The organism is Flavobacterium sp. Flavsp81, assembly GCF_059491325.1.
This window is the reverse complement of record NZ_CP168505.1, coordinates 4247702-4267890: the sequence shown is the minus strand read 5'-3', so window position 1 is coordinate 4267890 and position 20189 is coordinate 4247702. Positions and strand designations below refer to the sequence as shown.

The 20189-nt window shown below is 32.2% G+C and carries 20 protein-coding genes; 13 read left to right on the top strand and 7 right to left on the bottom strand.

Annotated elements, in window-relative coordinates:
• From uppS to ACEN92_RS17950, 4 genes are read left to right on the top strand one after another with little or no spacing between them, the layout of a single operon-like run.
• Positions 1 to 741, top strand: coding sequence for an undecaprenyl pyrophosphate synthase (uppS, locus tag ACEN92_RS17965; RefSeq protein WP_495642359.1), 741 nt, complete (start codon positions 1 to 3; stop codon positions 739 to 741).
• Entirely contained in the window at positions 674 to 3400 is a 2727-nt protein-coding gene (gene bamA / locus ACEN92_RS17960) for an outer membrane protein assembly factor BamA (RefSeq protein WP_495639705.1), read from the top strand. Before uppS ends, bamA begins: the two co-directional genes overlap by 68 nt.
• A 41-nt stretch (positions 3401 to 3441) precedes the next feature.
• Positions 3442 to 4443, top strand: coding sequence for an OmpH/Skp family outer membrane protein (locus tag ACEN92_RS17955; protein ID WP_495639704.1), 1002 nt, complete (start codon positions 3442 to 3444; stop codon positions 4441 to 4443).
• Between the two features lie 14 nt (positions 4444 to 4457).
• Positions 4458 to 4961, top strand: a complete 504-nt coding sequence (locus tag ACEN92_RS17950; protein ID WP_495639703.1) for an OmpH/Skp family outer membrane protein — start codon at positions 4458 to 4460, stop codon at positions 4959 to 4961.
• A 59-nt stretch (positions 4962 to 5020) separates the two neighbouring features.
• Here ACEN92_RS17950 and ACEN92_RS17945 read toward each other — a convergent pair whose 3' ends face one another.
• Positions 5021 to 7201: a TonB-dependent receptor gene (locus ACEN92_RS17945; RefSeq protein WP_495639702.1), complete on the bottom strand. Its 2181-nt coding sequence runs from the start codon at positions 7199 to 7201 to the stop codon at positions 5021 to 5023.
• Positions 7202 to 7272: 71 nt separating this feature from the next.
• Positions 7273 to 7602, bottom strand: a complete 330-nt coding sequence (locus ACEN92_RS17940) for a DUF6660 family protein (RefSeq protein WP_495639701.1) — start codon at positions 7600 to 7602, stop codon at positions 7273 to 7275.
• Between the two features lie 137 nt (positions 7603 to 7739).
• Between ACEN92_RS17940 and murI the strand changes: the two genes are divergently transcribed.
• Positions 7740 to 8513, top strand: coding sequence for a glutamate racemase (murI, locus tag ACEN92_RS17935; protein WP_495639700.1), 774 nt, complete (start codon positions 7740 to 7742; stop codon positions 8511 to 8513).
• A 4-nt stretch (positions 8514 to 8517) separates the two neighbouring features.
• On the opposite strand, the gene bamG is transcribed toward murI, so the two are convergent.
• Entirely contained in the window at positions 8518 to 9753 is a 1236-nt protein-coding gene (gene bamG, locus ACEN92_RS17930; RefSeq protein WP_495639699.1) for a BamG family beta-barrel-assembly machinery protein, read from the bottom strand.
• Positions 9754 to 11073: a DUF4270 family protein gene (locus ACEN92_RS17925; protein ID WP_495639698.1), complete on the bottom strand. Its 1320-nt coding sequence runs from the start codon at positions 11071 to 11073 to the stop codon at positions 9754 to 9756.
• Between the two features lie 231 nt (positions 11074 to 11304).
• On the opposite strand from ACEN92_RS17925, the gene ACEN92_RS17920 reads away from it, so the two are divergent.
• From ACEN92_RS17920 to ACEN92_RS17900, 5 genes are all read left to right on the top strand, one after another.
• Positions 11305 to 12147, top strand: a complete 843-nt coding sequence (locus ACEN92_RS17920) for a DUF6268 family outer membrane beta-barrel protein (protein ID WP_495639697.1) — start codon at positions 11305 to 11307, stop codon at positions 12145 to 12147.
• A gap of 17 nt (positions 12148 to 12164) precedes the next feature.
• On the top strand, positions 12165 to 13172 hold the full coding sequence (locus tag ACEN92_RS17915; protein ID WP_495639696.1) for a Kelch repeat-containing protein: 1008 nt from the start codon (positions 12165 to 12167) through the stop codon (positions 13170 to 13172).
• Positions 13159 to 13503: a DUF4907 domain-containing protein gene (locus ACEN92_RS17910; protein WP_495639695.1), complete on the top strand. Its 345-nt coding sequence runs from the start codon at positions 13159 to 13161 to the stop codon at positions 13501 to 13503. Before ACEN92_RS17915 ends, ACEN92_RS17910 begins: the two co-directional genes overlap by 14 nt.
• On the top strand, positions 13504 to 14616 hold the full coding sequence (locus tag ACEN92_RS17905) for a sensor histidine kinase (protein WP_495639694.1): 1113 nt from the start codon (positions 13504 to 13506) through the stop codon (positions 14614 to 14616).
• 115 nt (positions 14617 to 14731) lie between these two features.
• The gene (locus ACEN92_RS17900; protein WP_495639693.1) at positions 14732 to 15445 is read left to right on the top strand and encodes a LytR/AlgR family response regulator transcription factor; all 714 of its coding nucleotides are present in this window, start codon (positions 14732 to 14734) and stop codon (positions 15443 to 15445) included.
• Here the strand turns inward: ACEN92_RS17900 and ACEN92_RS17895 are convergent, their stop codons facing one another.
• Entirely contained in the window at positions 15446 to 15964 is a 519-nt protein-coding gene (locus tag ACEN92_RS17895; protein ID WP_495639692.1) for a gamma carbonic anhydrase family protein, read from the bottom strand.
• Positions 15965 to 15976: 12 nt separating this feature from the next.
• Positions 15977 to 16966, bottom strand: coding sequence for a PorP/SprF family type IX secretion system membrane protein (locus ACEN92_RS17890; RefSeq protein WP_495639691.1), 990 nt, complete (start codon positions 16964 to 16966; stop codon positions 15977 to 15979).
• Between the two features lie 141 nt (positions 16967 to 17107).
• Between ACEN92_RS17890 and ACEN92_RS17885 the strand changes: the two genes are divergently transcribed.
• From ACEN92_RS17885 to ACEN92_RS17875, 3 genes are all read left to right on the top strand, one after another.
• Entirely contained in the window at positions 17108 to 18007 is a 900-nt protein-coding gene (locus ACEN92_RS17885) for a NifU family protein (protein ID WP_495639690.1), read from the top strand.
• A gap of 143 nt (positions 18008 to 18150) precedes the next feature.
• Complete coding sequence (locus tag ACEN92_RS17880) at positions 18151 to 18528, top strand: YtxH domain-containing protein (RefSeq protein WP_495639689.1); 378 nt, start codon at positions 18151 to 18153, stop codon at positions 18526 to 18528.
• Positions 18529 to 18644: 116 nt separating this feature from the next.
• On the top strand, positions 18645 to 19457 hold the full coding sequence (locus ACEN92_RS17875) for a mechanosensitive ion channel family protein (protein ID WP_495639688.1): 813 nt from the start codon (positions 18645 to 18647) through the stop codon (positions 19455 to 19457).
• A 7-nt stretch (positions 19458 to 19464) separates the two neighbouring features.
• Here the strand turns inward: ACEN92_RS17875 and tsaB are convergent, their stop codons facing one another.
• Positions 19465 to 20139 carry a tRNA (adenosine(37)-N6)-threonylcarbamoyltransferase complex dimerization subunit type 1 TsaB gene (gene tsaB, locus ACEN92_RS17870; RefSeq protein ID WP_495639687.1) on the bottom strand — a complete coding sequence of 225 codons (675 nt, stop codon included), beginning with the start codon at positions 20137 to 20139 and terminating at the stop codon, positions 19465 to 19467.
• Between the last annotated feature and the right edge of the window lie 50 nt (positions 20140 to 20189).

Below are 20189 nucleotides of genomic sequence, written 5' to 3'. Positions count from 1 at the left end.
ATGAATTTATTGGAATCTATAAACACAGCTAATTTACCCAAACATCTGGCCATCATCATGGATGGAAATGGCCGTTGGGCAAAACAACAAGGCTTTCTTCGTGCTTTTGGCCATGAAAATGGCACGAAATCGGTTAAGGAGACCATAAAAACCTGTGCTAAAATTGGCATCGAGTTTCTAACATTATATGCTTTTTCTACAGAAAACTGGAATCGCCCAAAATTAGAAGTAGATGCATTAATGAAAATACTCATCAATTCATTAAGGAAAGAGCTTACCACTCTTCAGGAAAACAATATCAAACTTAATGCTATTGGAAACCTTGAAAAATTACCAAAATCTGCTCAAAAAGAGTTAATGGATGTTATTGAAAAAACAAAAAACAATACCCGCTTAACCCTAACACTGGCCTTAAGTTACGGATCAAGGGAAGAATTGGTAAATGCCATTAAAATCATCAGTAATAAAGTTAAAAATAATATAATTTCAATAGACAGTCTTGACGATTCAATTATAAATGAGCATCTTTACACGCAAAATTTACCCGACGTAGATTTATTAATACGAACGAGTGGAGAACATCGAATAAGTAATTTTTTGTTGTGGCAGATCGCTTATGCAGAATTGTATTTTACTGATGTACTCTGGCCAGACTTTAAAGAACAAGATTTATATGAGGCTATCATTAGTTATCAAAAAAGAGAACGTAGATTTGGAAAAACCAGTGAACAAATTAAATAATTTTTTAGTGTTACAAAAAAGAATACAAATAGCTCTTACCCTGGTTCTTTTGGGTAGTTTTTCTCAAATAAAAGCGCAGGAAAGAATTCCTTTTGATCAGGGAAAAAAATACATTCTTGCGAAAGTTTCTGTTGTTGGTAAAATAAGCTTCAATGAACAAACAGTCGTAACATTTTCAGGCCTTCAGAAAGGTCAGGAAATTACTGTTCCGGGTGAAGAAATCAGCGGTGCAATTAAAAAATTAGGCAAACTTGGCCTTTTTGATGAAATTGCTTTTTATGTAAATAAAGTCGAAAACGACAGTATCTATTTAGACCTGAATATAGTAGAACTTCCAAAACTTAAAGAAGTAAAATTTGTTGGTGTCAAAAAGAGTAAAGTTGAAGGATTAATAAAAGACAACAATTTAACGAAAAGTAAAATTGTAAACGAAAACTTAATCACAACCACAAAAAATTACATCGAAAATAAGTATAAAAAGGAAGGTTTTTACAATACCAAAGTTACTATTACTACTACTCCTGACACAACAGCCGGAAACAATGTAAACATGCTTGTTCGTGTTGACAAAGGAGACAAGGTAAAAATTAGCAGTATTGATTTTGAAGGAAACAAACAACTTACAGACAACAAGTTGAGAAATGCCATGAAAGATACGAAGCAAAGAAATTTATTTCGTGTATTAAAATCTTCAAAATTTATTCCTGAAAAATACAAAAGTGACTTAGAAAAAGTTATTGCAAAATACAAAGAAAAAGGATATCGTGATGCACGTATTATATACGACTCTGTTGTTTATAATAAAGAAAAAAACATGCTTGCCATTAAAATTAATTTAGAAGAAGGAAACAAATACTACTTCGGAAATATTAAATTTTTAGGAAATACTGTATATTCTGATCAGGTATTAAGCCGTTATTTAGGTATTAAAAAAGGAGAAACTTATAATGGTGTTTTACTTGAAAAGAGAATTGCCGACAAGACAAAACCTGACGCCGAAGATATCACTAACCTTTATCAAAATAACGGATATTTATTTTCGAATATAAATGCCGTAGAGGTTAAAACAGTAAATGATACTATTGATTTTGAAATTAGGGTAACAGAAGGACCCATTGCTTATTTCAACAAAATATCAGTAGTTGGAAATGACAAAACAAACGATCGTGTGATTTATCGTGAGTTAAGAACTAAACCCGGTGAAAAATACAGTAAAGAGCTATTGGTAAGAACTATTCGTGAAATTGGGCAATTAGGATTTTTTGATCCGGAAGCAATTGATCCTAAATTTAAAAACGTAGATGCAGGGGCCGGAACTGTTGATATTGAATATAATTTAGTTGAAAAAGGGTCAAGCCAGATTGAGCTTCAAGGTGGTTATGGCGGAGGCGGATTCATAGGAACGTTAGGATTGTCATTTAATAACTTCTCAGCCCGAAAATTATTCGACAAAGAAGCATACAAACCTTTGCCTATGGGAGATGGGCAAAAAGTATCACTGCGATTACAGGGAAGTACATACTTTCAAACGTATAGTGTATCATTTTCAGAACCATGGTTTGGAGGAAAAAAACCTGTACAGTTTAGTTCTTCTATTTCATATAGTAAACAATTTTTAAATAACTATATAACACGAAACGTTGACAAAAACAAAAGTTTTAATATCCTGACACTACAAGTTGGTTTAGCTAAAAGGCTAACTGTTCCGGATGATTTCTTTGTATTGTCACAATCTATTAGTTATCAGCATTATGATTTAAATAATTACAGCACTGGTTTATTTACCTTTGCAAATGGAGCATCAAGAAATATCGCTTACACTATTGGACTATCAAGAAGCAACAAGGGAGTTAATCCAATATTCCCAACTTATGGATCAGAATTTAGTATTTCTGCAAAATTAACCCCTCCTTATTCATTATGGAATGGTGTAGATTATGCGACATTAGGGGATAAAGAAGAATATAAATTAAAATCAACAACAACTTATACAGGTACCGATCAAGTAGTTGTAAGTCCGGGTGATTATGTTGATTCAAAAGGAAATAAAGCGAGTACCTATCAGGAAGCTATGGCTGACCCGGCAAAAGTGGATCAGAAAAAATACAATTGGCTGGAATACTATAAAGTTAAATTTAAAGCAGATTGGTATACTAAAGTATATGGTAAATTAGTTCTAAGAACATTAACCGAATTCGGTTTCTTAGGAGCATATAATCAGGACAGAGGTGTTGTACCTTTTGAGCGTTTTTATTTAGGAGGAGACGGTATGGCAAATTATTCAATGGATGGCAGGGAAACAATTCAGTTAAGAGGATATCCAAACAACTCATTGACACCTGTAAATACTGCGGGAGATCAAATTGGAGCAACAATCTATAATAAATTCTCTATGGAATTGCGCTACCCAATTACATTAAAATCTTCTGCATCGATTTATGCTTTAACATTTTTAGAAGCCGGGTCGTCTTATAAAGATTTTAGAGGTTATAATCCTTTTGACTTAAATCGTTCAGCAGGTGCTGGTTTACGTGTATTCATGCCTGCATTTGGGTTATTAGGTATAGATTTCGGTTACGGTTTCGATGCTTTACCCGGATCAGTTACCAATAAGGCAAATGGTTGGGAAACCCACTTTATTATAGGGCAGCAGTTTTAGGAAAAATGATATTGGTTAAAAATTTTGAAATAAATTAGTTTATGAGAAAACAATTTTTATTTATATTTTTAGCCTTGATTGTAGCAAATACAAATCAGGGTCAGACGCGATCAACTAGAATTGGCTACATTGATATGGAGTATATTTTAGAAAACGTTTCTGATTATAAAGAAGCTAAATCCCAGTTAGAATTAAAAGCTACTAAGTGGAAGCAGGAAATTGAAACAAAAAAAATAGAAATCACCAAACTCAAAGAAAGTCTTAAAACCGAAAAAGCTTTACTTACAAAAGAGCTTATTGATGAAAGAGAGACAGAAATTAGGTTTCTTGAAGATGAAATGCTTCTATATCAACAAAAGCAATTTGGAGTTGACGGAAATTTAATGCATCAAAAAACTGCTTTGGTGAAACCAATACAAGATCAGGTTTTTACTGCTGTTCAGGATATTGCAGAAGCCAAGAATTATGATTTTATTTTTGATAAATCATCAGATCTTACCATGCTTTATTCAGCTAAAAGATTTGACATAAGCGATCAGGTTATACGTATTTTAAACAGAACGGATAAGAGACAGCAGTTAAGTAAAAAGCAATTAAAAATACAGGAGGCCAAAGAAAATCTTGAAAATGCCATTGATGAAAATCCGGCTATGGCAGACAGACAAAAAGCTTTAGACGAAAGAAAAGCCGCAAGAGAAAAACTAATTACAGACAGAAAGTTAGAACAGGAAGCCAAGAAAAAAGAGTATGAAGACAGAAGAAATGCCATAGCAGCTGAGAAAGCAGCTAAAAAAAATGGCACGGTTTCTGAAACTGCTAAAACAGAAACAACTGCAAAACCAGCTGCAACAGTCACAACAGGAACGCAAGAACAAACGACGACAGCTGAGCCTACGGTTAACAAAGCAGAAGAAAGGCAAAAACTTTACGAACAGCGTAAGAAAGAATTAGAAGAAAGAAAAAAGAAAATCATAGAAGAAAGAGAAGCTGCCAAAAAAGCGAAAGAAGCAGAAACACAGAAATCAAATACGACCAATAATTAATTAATATTTTTAAAATGATGAAACAAATCAAAACTTTACTAATTGCTGCAGTGCTTATTTTAACTGCAAGCAATACAATGAATGCGCAGGCTAAAACAGCTCATGTTGATGTTAGCGAGATTATGTCGAAGATGCCAGCTATGCTTGATGCACAAAATCAACTACAAAAATTAAGTGGAACATATGATGCTGAATACAAAAAAATGGTTGATGAATATCAGGTAAAAATCAAAAAGTATGAAGCTGAAGCTGCTACTGTAACTGAAGCTGTAAACGGTGAGCGTTCTAAAGAAGTTCAGGACATGCAAAAAAGAATTGTTGATTACAGAGACAATGCTCAAAAAGAACTTCAACAAAAAGAAACTGATATCGTAAAACCTTTAATGGAAAAAGTAAGAGCTTCTATCCAAAAAGTTGGAAAAGCTAAAGGTTTCCAATATGTATTAGATGGTTCTACTCTTTTATTAGCTGATGGTCCAAACATTACTGCTGATGTTAAAAAAGATTTAGGATTCTAAGAAACATATTTTCTTATTATAAAAAATGGCTCAACATAAGTTGAGCCATTTTTTTGTTTTTATAACTTTATTTTTACACCTCCATTAATAGTAAAGCCTTCCGTGTGTGTCCAGATATCATCAAAAACAGGAGCATTATGTGGTCCATTTACAACACTTTTATATTTACTTTGTCTGGTATCTGTAAAGTTTTCGAAATTGATAAAAAACGCAAAATTATTCCATAAAGTCTTTTCAGCCATGAAACCAAATTCCCAATAAGCTGGTGTTTTGGTTCCGTTATACAAAAATTGCTGATCAGTAAAATAGCCTTCTAAACCCATTTTAAAATTATTCTCCTTTTCATAAATCAACGCAAGATTAACTTTATTCTTTGGCAATAAAGGCAAAAATTGATTTTCGATTAAATATTTTGCCTTCGCATCTGTAAAAGTATACCCCGCAAAAAGTTTAAAATCTTCCTGATAGATAAACTTCAGATTAGTTTCAAAACCTTTACTTAATACCGGATCAGAAGCATTTATAAAAAACAGATTGCCTGAATTATTCTGCAAAACCAATGGTTTATTAATCTCTGTTATGAAAAACATTTGATTGACCGCAAATTTTAAATCAGAAAAAATTTCACCTTTATAATTGATATCTGCCGTTCCTCCAATACTTTTTTCGGCACTAATATGCTGCAATGCTTGGACATTTTGATATTGAACTGTTTCTGTCTGTTCTGTAAATACTGTTGGAATTTTATATCCCAGACCAACTCCTGCTCTGCTGCTCCATTGTGAATTTATTTTGAATAATGCTGAAAGTTTTGGCAAGAAAAAAGTTTGATTTTTTGAAAAATTTATATTTGAATAAGTAACATTATCAAATCGTAAGCCATTTTCTAACTTAACAGTTTCAGAAATATCCCAGGTATGCTGAATATAAACTCCGGCAGTGAATGATTTTGCATCTAAAGTATTGATATTCCTTTCCTCAAAATTATCATAAACCAAATTTAAGCCACTTATTAAACTATATTTTTCCCGGTTTATGACATACGATGCATCAGTAAAAGCATTTGTATTTATTCCTGAAAACTCATAGCCCGGAATATTGATTGTGCGATCAAAGATGCTCAGACTTTGTTTTAGTTTAAAACTATTTTGATTTTCAAACTTTTTATCGATCTCAAAAGTTGTAGTATTCCTTGTTGTTTTATTCTTTTCGAAATAAACATGATTGGCATCCGCATTTTCTTCAATAACGTACATATCTCCGCCTTTCATAGTTGTTTTGGTAAAACTGTTTCCAATCATAAAACTCAAACTTTCTGATGGATAATAAAACAACTTTGGGTTAACAGTAAAATTATGAGATCTTGGAATCTCTGAAAAATCATCGTCATCTACATCATAAGCTTCCTGAAAATTAAGTAATCCGAGTATTGAATATCCAAATTTACCTTTTCGTTTTGATGCATAAGCTCCAATATTTGTCTGGCCAATATTCGATTGATTTAATATAAAATTATATTCTCCTTTTTCCTTAGGTTTTTTTGATATAAAATTAATCACACCAGCAATTGCCCCACCACCATATAATGTTGAAGAGGGGCCTTTTATAACCTCAACTTGCTGCAAATCTAAAGGAGGAATTTCAAGAATACTAAGACCGCTTGCAAAATTACCAAAATTAGCATACCCGTCTTTTAATAATTGTGTATATCGGCCATCAAGCCCCTGAACACGAATACTTGCATTCCCACTTGTTGCTGATGTTTGCTGTACCTGTAATCCTGTACTTTCATGTAAAACCATACTGACATTAGCCGGTTTCATATTCGCTTTCTCATCCAGTTCTTCGGCATCGATAGACTCGATACGTGTTGGTGTATTTTTTATGGTTCTGCTGGTTCGCGTCGATTGTACGATAACCTCATCTAATTCTTCTTCCTCTCCTCCAGATAATTCGACTATTAAAATATCTTCTTTTTGTCTGGGAAAACTTATATTGATGGAGAAGTCTTCATAACCCAATAAGTTAAAAGTGATAGTTTGTACTCCATTATCAATAGAATTCAATTCTAAAAAGCCATTATTATCCGTGATTCCTGAAATAGCGGTTTCCTGAACCTGTGCTGAAACTCCAATTAAATTTTCATGAGATTTGCTATCTTTTACAATAACTTTTAAAGTGTTTTGACTATATGCAAACGAATATGTAAGCATTGCTAAAATAAAAATATATTTTGTCATTTGATATTAAATTAAATAAATACTAAATAGTACCCGAAAGAAAATCCACGGGTAAAAAAGTCAATACTAATCTAACTTAACTTTGGCGGCTGCCAAATTCCTAAATAAATAGTTTTGTAATTATTAAATACATAAAAATCATTTTGTTCTCCGGGGTCGGCACAATTAATGATTTTTTCTTTTTTAAAAATGTGGTTTTGAAATTGAAAACCATGTACACCGCAACACGTACAAGAACAAAAAGGTGCACACAGATCATCCCGGGAATCTGTATTTTTATCTTGAGAATGATTTTTATGAAGTTCTGTTTTTGCAAAAGAGCTACAATCATCTATATCATTACAAGGCAGCAATGATAGTGAAACTACATAAATTGAAAACAAAAACCAGATTAATTTCATACTGTAAATATAAAAAAATATTTCACGATAAGTTTTGTAAAAAAGTAACCAAAAATTAGGTTAAATTTCAAGTCATTTAGTTTAAAATCCAATAAAAAGTACGAATTTAGATTCTGAAAAAAATGTAACTTTGTTTTATGACGAACAATAATCCTATAGGCGTTTTTGATTCCGGAATTGGCGGAACTTCAATATGGAGCGCTATTCACGAACTGCTGCCGAACGAAAATACCATTTATTTAGCAGACAGTAAAAATGCTCCTTATGGTCAAAAAAACAAAGAGGAAATTGTTGATCTAAGTAAAAAAAATGTCGATTTTTTAATTCAAAATAATTGTAAGCTAATTGTTGTAGCCTGCAATACCGCTACAACAAATGCCATTCAGGAACTTCGTGCTGAATACGACATTCCGTTTATTGGAATTGAACCTGCAATAAAGCCAGCTGCCAATAATTCGAAAACACAGATTATCGGTATTTTAGCTACCAAAGGCACTTTGAACAGTGAGCTGTTTAATAAAACTGCCGAAATGTTTCATGAAACCAAAATAATAGAACAAGTCGGTTATGGATTAGTCCAGCTTATAGAAGATGGTAATCTGAATTCTCCCGAAATGACTCAGCTATTAGAGTCCTATTTACGGCCTATGATTGATGCAAACATTGATTATCTTGTTTTAGGATGCAGTCATTATCCATATTTGATTCCACAGATTAAAAAAATACTTCCTAAGCATATTCAGATTATAGATTCCGGAGAAGCAGTTGCAAGACAAACTCAAAATATATTGCGTAAAGTAGGTTTCTCAAATGCTGAAAAAAGCGAGTCTGTATTTTTCTCCAACTCTGATCCTTCAGTTTTAAAATCAATTTTAAAAAACAAATACAATGTGATTCATAAGGATTTTTAAGCTGTTATTCTATTTTTCGCTTAGCAAACCAAATTCCGTCCAATGATAAATTAAGAGATAATTTATGATAGTTTTCTTTTATCAGACCATCCCCGATTCTGCCTTTTTGTCCATATGAATAGGAAATATTAACAGCAGAAAAAGTGTTTTCTACAGGCAGAGTAACTCCAAAAGAAATTGCTGCATTGTTAACCCTTTTTCCATCAACTTCCAGATAACCTGTATCAAAATTTACTCCCGTTGCAAATTGAATTCTGTCTGAATAACTTCTAATATTTTTATTCTTTTGATAAGTAAATCCTAAAGCGAAACGGTCCTGGTTTATAAAATTTCCATATAATTCTGACTGATTGGTATCATTCCATAAACTCTTCTCATAATCAAGAATCATATTCAGGTTATTTTTAAAGCGTTTGCTTATGCCAAATCCAATTTCTAAAGGCATATAATAATCATCCGTGTCTGAAGCAACATCTGTTTCTATAGTACTACTATTTGAATTACTTACACTCTCTATCGACTGCACCTTTGAAGCCTTAATTCGGGAGGACATCTTAAAAGTTGAAGCTATAGTAAAAGTTGAGTCAATTTTATATTGGGTCCCCAAGGTTGCCCGTAAACCATTATAATCTGTTTTTTTATTAATAGTCGTTAATGAATTCGCAATAATATAACTTCTGTCATCAGTCGTATTTCCAAATAATACAGTTGCAGAAATCCCGGCGGATAATTTTTTGCTTATCCGATAACCATATGAAAAATCAAAACTATTTAACCCTCCTGATCCTTCAGCATTTAAAGTATAATATTCTGAACTGTTAGAAATAGGCAATTTTAAATCCGAAATTTTAAATGTGGCACTTGAATAAGGACGCAAAGCAATGCTAAAACCAGATTTTTTAGTAACAGGAAATGCAAAAGCGATATGTGAAAACTGAAAATTATTACGTTTTTCGGTTTTAGAACTGCTTTGAAAAGTTGTTGCAATAGCTTTCCCTCCAACTTCAAACATAAAATGATTCTGAGGCAAATATGCCAAAGAAGCCGGATTAAGGTTGTTAATGAAGGTATCAGATGGCAATGTTGTCCCGGAAGAGCCGATCGAAGGAATTAAACCAAAATCCGCATCATACAAACTCCCTACTCCATATAACGAATAAGGTGAACTTGAAATACTTTGCGAAAAAGAGGTTACATACATTAAAAGGAAACAACTTAAAAATGTGATTTTATTTTTCATTTAATAAGAGATGTAGTAAATTTTCAGTTGAATTTTATTATTCAGATGTTTTTGATCTCCAAGAACCAATCTGTTAACTGCCTTAGAAATAGTTGGCAATGTAAAAACCAAAGAAGATCTGGAGTCAGATTGTTTAAGCATTTCTTTTTGTAAAAAGTTGCCAACTGATAATGAATAGAGAACATTTTCATTAAATTCATCACTTGCTTTATTTAGTGTAGCATATAGAGGTACACTTGCACTGGTATTCAAAGTACCGCTGATTCTGTTTAACTTATCAGCAACATATACCTGTAAAGAATCGGATAATGGATATTTTTCGGAATACGAATTATTAACAGGTTTCAAAATCAATTCAGCGTCAACAATAGCGCCATTGTCCGATATATATTTAAGCTGTTTTATGTTCGGAAAATCAATCCTGCAGGCAACACCGGTTCCGGACTGTATATAACCTTGATTATTAGTCAATAAACTTGATAATTTACTATTTGAAGGAGGCAAATTTTGAATCAAAGTTCCGGATTTATCGAGTGAAATTGCATTAAACTGCTTAGTAGCATCGGTAACGGTGAAATCTTTTATAAAAGAATCTTCGGCATCACCCTGATATTTGGAATAATACAATCGTACTTTACTTGACAAATTAAACCCGATAACACTTGAGGAATTAGTTGTTGTTGGAACAAGGACAAGACCATTTAGATATTCTTTGAAACTATCAAAATCTGTAATCTCTCTCTTTTTTAGTTTTTGAAAAAGAGCTTCTCCAAATACTGCGTCCATTTTAATATTAATAGAGTCTTTTTCTAACGGTCTTGGTTTATAAGAAATCGTTCCTAAGCTTTCTGAACTATAACTTAAAGCCGAATTATTATAAAAAGAATCATCATCTGTATTTGGCTTTACTTTTTGAGTTAATCTATGAATATCAAAAGTCTGGACTTTGGTAGTATCTCCATAATAATAATTATCATATTTTAAAATCATCGAAATAGAATCAAAAACATAGTTAGCCGTTTCTGTATCTGTCGTACTAATTAAAGAATATGAATCTGATGCTAATTGAAAATAACTATTAGATTTTACTTTCCCAAAAAGAGGATCATCATAGTTTCCTATCAAAATCCTGCTCTTATTTGACGTAACAAGTGAGTCGAAATTTATGGTAGACATTTCAACCGTAAGAGTATCAATTAAAATCACTTTGTTGTTTACAGCCAAATAATCTGCCCCAACAACAAATTCACCGGCATCTGTATCTGTACCACAGGAAACTATTGTGAGACCAAAAACCAATATCAATATAAATTTATGCATAATCATATTTTTTCAACAAATATAAAAGGCAAGTTTCCGGACAACACTATAACATATACAGTCTCACATTTTTCAACTACAAAGAGCTAAAATTCATCTACAACAGGTTTTAACAATCAAATAACCAATTGAACGAATATAACAGCCAGTCTGTCTATCAAAAATAGCGATACATATATCTTCTTTTTTTTAAAACCTTTAGCCTCCTACTTTTGAACCAATAAATAAGTAATGAAAATAAAGCATTTAGTCTGGTCTGTTTTTTTGGTTTCGTTTTTTACTGTAAAGGCGCAAGAAAAATTTTCTGCAGATGTTAACTTAAATACAGAGCCAACAGAAAAAATAAATTTTAATGAGACTAATATCGGCATATCCATTTCTAAAAAAACAGATGCTAAAAATGAAATTACAAATACAACAGAGTACACAAATCTTAAAATAAAGTATGAAGTAGAAAGTCATGACGGTTTTGAAAATTTGAATCATTTTAATCGATTTCAAAATAAACTTGAAATTTTACATCAAGTATCGAATACTGTCAAATGGAATCTGTCTATTATGCCTACAATCAATTTTGAACAAAATTTAGGCATCTCAGATGTAACTCTTTTAGGAAGTTTTCAGCTTTCTCAACAATTAAATTCAAAAACAGGGATAAACGTTGGTGTGGCAAGAGCAACGTTTTTTGGATCAGCTAAATTCATACCTACTTTATCCGTTTTTAGCAAAATTAGTAATGAAAGCAATATTTTAATTGGTTTTCCGGATTCAAAAATATCTTATTCTAATAACGAACGGAATATGTTCAGTCTGAGTAACAGTTTTAATGGTAGTTTTTACAATTTGGATAGCCCTGTCAATTTATCAGGTATTGCCACAAAAATTAGCAAGTCACAAATAACAACAGTAATTGAATATAAAAGAAACGTCGATAAAAACTGGTTTATGAATTTTAAGGCAGGTTATGATTTCGATAAAAAATACAATCTTTTGGATGAAAACAATCATAAAGTATATGATTTTAATACCGGCAACGGGTACATTTTAAGCATTGGCATCAAATACAAACAATAAATAAATTTTAATACACTATGAATGATTTTAAAAAAGGAATATTATTCGCGGCACTATTTTCCAGTCTTTTTTTTATAGGCTGCAGTCACGATGACGATGATGAGGATTTAATTGGTAACTGGATTAAAAAATCATCATTTGACGGACCTGCCAGGTCCAGTGCCGCCAGTTTTGTTATTGGAGATTATGCCTATGTTACCACTGGTTATACCGGGGATGAATATTTAAACGATTTATGGGCTTATAATTCAAATGGAGATTATTGGGAACAAAAAGCCGATTTTACAGGAATAGCAAGAAGCTCTGCATCAGGTTTTACATTAAATGAAAAAGGGTACGTAGGTCTTGGGTATGATGGAACTAATAAACTGAAAGATTTTTATCAATATGACCCAACGAACAACACCTGGACACAAAAAACTGATTTTGCAGGAACTGCACGTTATGGTGCGTTAGGTTTTCAGGTAGGTGGTAAAGCCTATTTTGGAACGGGGTATGATGGAAATTACCTGAAAGATTTTTATCAATATGATGACACGGCCAATACCTGGACTCTTGTTAGTGGATTTAGCGGAAACAAAAGACGTAATGCCACCGTATTTATTATAAACGACAAGGCGTATTTAGGAACAGGAATTAACAACGGTACTTATCAGGAAGATTTTTGGGAGTTTGATCCATCAACCGATGTCTGGACAAGAAAACGCGATGTTGATAAAGACGACGATGATGATGAAAGCTACAACGATGATTATGCAATAACCCGCTCGAATGCTTCCAGTTTTACTATAAACGGATTAGGATATGTTGTAGGTGGCGAAGGAATAAAAACTGTTTGGGAATACAACCCAACAACAGACCTTTGGGTGGAAAGAACTGCGCTTGAAGGAGCTACAAGAACTGATGCTGTAGGTTTTGCAATTAACAACAGAGGTTTTTTAATGTTAGGAAGAATTGGTTCAACCTATTTTGATGATTCCTGGGAATTTAAACCGCTTGAAGAACAAAATGATGATGACAATTAATATCAAAAACACTAAATTCTTCTGGAATAATTTTCAGAAGAATTTACTTTTTATTTTATTTTTCCTGCTGTTGACTTTGACGGCTTGTTCAAAAAAAGAAACTTTTCAGATAGCATCCATAAAAACAACTTCCGGCTGGGGATATACCATTGCAAACAAAGATAAAATCCTGATAAAACAAACTATCATTCCTGTTATCAGCGAAACTAAAAGTTTTAATTCGGAAGAAGATGCACTAAAAGTTGCTACTTTAGTAGTAAAAAAACTCCATCAGAACCTATCGCCATCGGTAACTAAAAATGATTTAATTTTATTAAAAATAAAAATCTAAATGAATATAGGGACCATTAAAAACACAAATTCAAATAAAATTTTGTTTCACGTTACCATCTGGACTTTTTTTATATTGACATCATTGATTCAATTTTACGAAAGCCCATTTAGAATCAATATTGATTTCTATATACAATGGATAACAGGAATCATCTTGTTTTATCTGAATTATTTTTATTTGGTGCCTGTTTTACTTTTAGAAAAAAAATATTGGTCGTATTTTATTTTTGTACTGGTGCTGATTTTATCTTTCATGATAATCAGAATTAACTATTTTATTCCTGAATTTAATCATTTACGTCCGCAAAATATGCTGCCCCCTAAAATGATTCCGCCAGATGCCAACCTGTTTTTTCATGATGGAAAAGCAAAAGTTATCATACACAGACAACCTCTTTTTTTTAAAATTGGCCCATCATTTTTCTATCTTCTGATTACGGCAATCAGTGCTATTATCAGAACATTAACGGAGTTTTATCAAAATCAGCAAAACAAATTAATAGCCGAAACACACAGAACCAATACTGAATTAAACTATTTAAGAAAACAAACTAATCCACATTTTCTGTTTAATTCTCTTAATAGTATCTATTCACTGGCTCACAAAAAATCTGATTTGGTACCTGATGCCATCGTGACGTTATCCGAATTAATGCGCTATATGCTGTATGAAACAGATAATAAAACGGTTGCTTTGGAAAAAGAAATCAACTATATTCATAATTACATCGAATTACAGAAATTAAGACTCAATAATATCGAAGACATCATTATAAATGTTCATGGTAATACAAAAAACAAGTTTATCGAACCTTTATTATTGATTTCATTCGTAGAAAATGCCTTTAAATATGGAACCGATTATAAAGGTGCAACACATGTAAAAATTAAGATTTTCATTTTAGAGAACAACTTTGATTTCTGGATTGAAAATACCATCGAAAATTATGTAAAAGACCCTGAAAATTCAGGAATCGGATTATTAAACATTCAAAACAGACTGAATTTGCTATATCCGAATGCACATGAACTCACAATAACACAAGACCATCAATACTATCGTGTACATCTGAATTTAAAATTAGATAAAATTCAAACAGATATTCATTAAAATAAGTGACAAATAAAAACAGGCTTGGTAAGTTTTAACTAAATTTTAAAGACAGACATTTAGTTTAAAACTACTTTTGATTTGAAACAATTTATTAAAATTTAATCCAAAACAGATGAAATGTGTAATTATAGACGATGAGCCTCTAGCGGTAGATTTGCTGAAAGATTTTGTCAGCAAAGTAGATTCACTCGAATTGGTCAGCACTTTTAATAATGCTATCGATGCTGTTTCGTTTATCAATCAAACCAATATTGATCTGATTTTCCTGGATATTGAAATGCCACATTTTTCCGGAATTGAGTTTTTAAATACAATCGAAAAGAAACCTTTAATTATTTTTACTACTGCTTATTCTGATTATGCTGTTGAAGGTTTTAATCTTGGAGCTGTTGATTATTTAGTAAAACCAATTCCGTTTCATCGTTTTTTAAAGTCGGTTGTACGGGCTCAGCAAGTTTTTAATCCGGCAACAGCTGTTCAGTCTATTTCTGAGAATGTATCTCCCGAATCAGAACAGGATTTTATGTTTGTAAGAGCAGAATACGAAAACATAAAAATGAATTTTTCGGATATTTTATTTATAGAAGGACTAAAAGATTATGTCAAAATTTACACTACGGACAATAAATTTATTTTAACATTAATTAGTCTGATAAAATTAGAAAATCTGCTTTCCAGCAAAGGGTTTTCCAGAATTCACAGATCGTATATCATCAACATTAAACATGTAAAATCAATACAAAAAAATAAGGTGTTGATTAGTGACAAACGAATCCCGATCAGTGAAAGTTATAAAAATGCTTTTTTCGAAAAAATTAATTTATAATCACTCTTCGTCTTTAAACCAACCCGAATACATTACATAATTATTTGAAATACGTTCGATTTCACCTGCAAAATCTGATTGATCAATATCTTTTACTTTTTTTGCGGGAACACCGGCATAAATACTTCCGGAAGCTACAACCGTGTTTTGAGTTAAAACTGCTCCGGCTGCAACAATTGAGTTGCTTTCTATAACACAATTATCCATCACAATTGCACCCATTCCGATCAAAACATTGTCATGAACAGTACAACCATGAACAATTGCATTATGTCCAATAGAGACATTATTACCAATGATCGTAGGATGTTTTTGATAGGTACAATGAATAATTGCGCCATCCTGGATGTTTACTTTATTTCCAATTTTAATAAAATTTACATCACCACGAATTACAGCATTAAACCAAACACTGCACGAATCTCCAAAAGTCACGTCGCCAACAATAGTTGCATTTTCGGCTACGTAACAATCGTCAGGAATTACAGGCGATTTGCCATTTACAGCTTTTATTACCATCACACTTAAAATTTAATTAATAGCAGGACAATTACAATCGTAACGCTCTTTAGTACAAAATAAATTGATTCCCAGAGTAATTTGATGATAGCCTCCTGTATCAAATTTTACATCACCGGTAACATTTGAATATGTATAGGCAAACATGAAGTTTTTATAATTCAATCCAACTAAAGGTGTAATATATTGTAATTTTTGATCTGCAACTCCATTACCGGAACTGTATTGAGCTCCATCAAAGCTTCTTCTGTAAGACAATCCTGCCCAGATACTTCCAAAATCCATATTTTTATAAGCCTTCAAATTCAGGTCAATTGATTTTTCTTTGGTTTGATCAAACAATTGAAATAAAACTGAAGGTTCCCAGGTAATATTTTCTCTTTTTCCAAAAACATATCCTGCGCTTAATAAAAATTTCCTGAGGTTGTCACTTTCATAATCGGTATATAATTTCCGTCTGGTTTCCAATAATCCCTGAACAGTAGCATGGGCATAAAAATTCAGATAGTTGTAAGATGCTCCAACATCCATATTGAAATAAGAATCATTTTGAATCGATCCAAAAACAATTGGGTCAAAAGTTCCTCCAAATGCAGTTTCATCTAACTGATTTTGAATCAATCCGGCACTGATACCAAACGAAAGCTGATTTAAATCCAGCTCATCCCTTGAAAACATAATATGATGGGCATAAGTAACCTTTACTCCTTTTTCTGAATGATATCCGTTTTTATCATTAAAAATAATAATTCCTGCACCGGATCTTTGACCAATTTTTCCATTAAAACTTAAAGTCTGCAAAGCTGGGGCATCATCCTGACCAAACCATTGTTTCCTGGCAGTCAATCTTATTTTGGCACAATTTGCAGCTCCGGCCATGGAAGGGTGGATTAAATAATAATTATCCGATAAATAATCAGAATATACCGGGATACCTTCTTGTGAATAAGAATGAAATGAGGTGGTTATAAAAAGAAACAAAATTTTAATTTTCAATTTCATGAAGTAATATATTTTGAGTCTTTTTAGATTATGCAAATTTCACAACATCTATCACAAAAGAATCTTAATTATTTTATTAAAAAATCAAATATAGCTATTAGTAGAAAATAACTTTACTAAATTTACAAAAAATATAACATCATGGCAAAAATCACGATAAAAGAAACTCAAAATCCAACGATAATAAAATTTGAATTTGATGATTTCATTACTCAAAATGAAAATTTTGAATTTAAAAATATTGATGAAGCACAATCATCACCTTTAGCACAACAATTGTTTTACCTTCCATTTGTAAAAACAGTTTATATTTCCGGGAATTTTATTGCCATCGAAAGATTCAATATTGTAGAATGGGAAGATGTGCAGGATGCTGTTGCTGAACAAATTTCAGCATTTATAGATAAAGGGGGAATCATTATAAAAACAGACGACAGCGCGCCAAAAAAGCAGCCTATTACAGTTTATGGTGAAACAACTCCAAATCCTTCTGCATTGAAATTTGTTGTAAGCAGAATGTTAACTAAAAATGCCGTTGAATATAAAAATATTGACCAGACTGCTTCTTCCCCGCTTGCGAAAGAGTTGTTTAAATTTCCATATGTAAAAGAAGTATTTATTGATGAAAATTATATTTCGGTAACAAAATACGATATTAATGACTGGCAGGAAATTACGCTTGAAGTCAGAACTTTTATCAAGCAATTTATCGAAAACGGAGGAACTGTTCTTGATGAAAGTTTGATCGAAGTTGCTACAAAAAACGATGTTACTAAAGACGAAGCTTTTGATAAGTTGGATGTTACCTCACAACAAATCATTAACATCCTGGAAGAATATGTAAAACCCGCAGTTGCAGCAGATGGGGGTAATATTGCTTTTGACTCTTATAATGAAACTGATAAAGTCGTAAAAGTAATTTTGCAAGGAGCCTGCAGTGGCTGCCCGTCATCAACATTTACCTTAAAAAGCGGTATCGAAAACATGTTGAAAAGTATGCTAAACGATGAAAAAATTACGGTTGAAGCCTTGAATGCTTAAAAACAACAAAAACACAATAAAACACAATAACAAAAGCGTCCAATTCAGGGCGCTTTTTCATTTACAATAAACTATTAAAAAAAAACTTATATAGTCCTGAAAAAAACTTAATATTACATAATTAACTAATCAATATTAAAACTATGGGATTATCATCATTTTTTAAGAATTTATTTGGCTCAACCAAAGATTCTGCCAATGAAATAGCTGACCAGGCCGAAACTACTTTTGAACATGCTAAAGAAACTGCCGGACCATATATTGAGAAAGCAGAGACTTTTGCCGAAGAGACTTTCGCAAAGGCCAGGGAAGCTTCAGAACCAGTATTTGAGAGCGCTGTAGAATATGCACATCACGCAAAAGATATAGTAAGTGAATATGTTGAAAAAGCTTCAGATTCTATTAGCGATGTAATTGATTCCATAAAAGAAAAGACTGCAGAGCTTACCAGCGACACTGAAACATTTGCAGCAGAAACTGTAGTTGATACCAGTGAAAAACCAATAACTGACGAAGATTAAATTATTGATAAAATAAGACGCAGAAATAAAAACTGTTTTTTATGATCAAATAAATATCTTTATATTTGCACTTCTAATACACCTTCTCTTTGGGAAGGTTTTTTTATTCAGCAAAAATGAACATCAATCCAGACCAACTCAGCAATTATGTCACTAAATATACTGACGTTTTAGTTGATTATTCTCTCAAATTAATTTCTGCCATTATTATTTTGTTTGTTGGTATATATGCCATCAGATTAATCAATAAAATCATTAAAAAAGTAATGGTTCAAAGAAATTTAGATCCCACGTTAACCAAATTTCTTTCGGACATCTTAATATGGGCTTTACGAATTTTACTGTTTATCACTTTTATCTCGAAACTCGGAATTGAAACTTCTTCATTTGTTGCTATTTTAGGGGCAATGGGACTCGCAGTCGGTTTATCATTACAAGGTTCGCTCTCTAATTTTGCCGGCGGTATGCTGATTATTGTTTTTAAACCTTTTAAAGTTGGTGATACAATAGAAGCACAGGGCGTTATAGCAACTGTGCTTGAAATTCAGATTTTTGTTACCAAAATGCTGACTGGTAATAACCAGACTGTTTTTGTTCCAAATGGAGCTTTATCTAACGGAACCATTATTAATTATTCAATGCAGGGAGAAAGAAGAGCCGATTTGACTTTTGCTGTTTCTTATGATTCGGATATCAAAAAAGCTAAAGAAGTGCTTTTAGATGTTTTAAATCAAAACCCAAAAGTGCTTGAAAACCCTGCACCTGAGGTTTTCGTAAAAAACCTGACAGCAAGTTCAGTAGAATTTGCGGTACGTCCTTGGGCAAAAAATAGTAATTATGGTGCTGTTTTTTCAGAAACATTAGAGAATTGCAAAGCAGCTTTAGATGAAGCAGGAATTGCAATTCAGCCTTACACATTGCAAAAATAAAATAGATTTATTGTTTTTTTGAAGGTGCAGTTATCATAAAATCTTTTAAATAATAAGGTTCAAAATAAGCGACATCAACAGTGTCGCTTATTTGAAATTTATCATAACTGATTTTACTCATTTCTTTTGAGGAAGGATATTTTATTTCTTCCAGAAAAACAAAATTATCTTTGATTAAAACCGTTTTACATTTTTCAGCACAATCACCAACAAAATAAACAGTTTCTGTATATTCCTTAAAAGAATTTTCATCAATGATTTCTGCCTGAGTGGGTCTTTCAATTTCTAAATTAGAATTAAAAACTGCGCTGTAAACCTCCATGCGGCGTGCATCAAGCATCGGAATGATTTTCCCGTCTGAAACTTTAATTTGCGAGGCTAAAGTTTTTAAAGTATCTACTGCAATTAACGGAATGTTTAATGCAAAACACAATCCTTTTGCTGCCGAAACGCCAATTCTCAAACCAGTATAAGAGCCAGGTCCCTGACTTACAGCTACAGCTGCTAAATCATGAACTGAAATTCCGGCTTCGGTAATAACTTCTTCAATAAAAATGTGTAGTTTTTCGGCGTGTGAGTATCCTTCTTCCGCAATTTCTTTACATAGAACTGTTTCACCGTTTTTAGCAATAGCAACAGAACAATTTTTTGTCGCCGTTTCAATATTGAGAATAAAAGACAATATATTTATTTTTTAAAGTTAATTATTAGCATTGATCATTAAAAATCTGA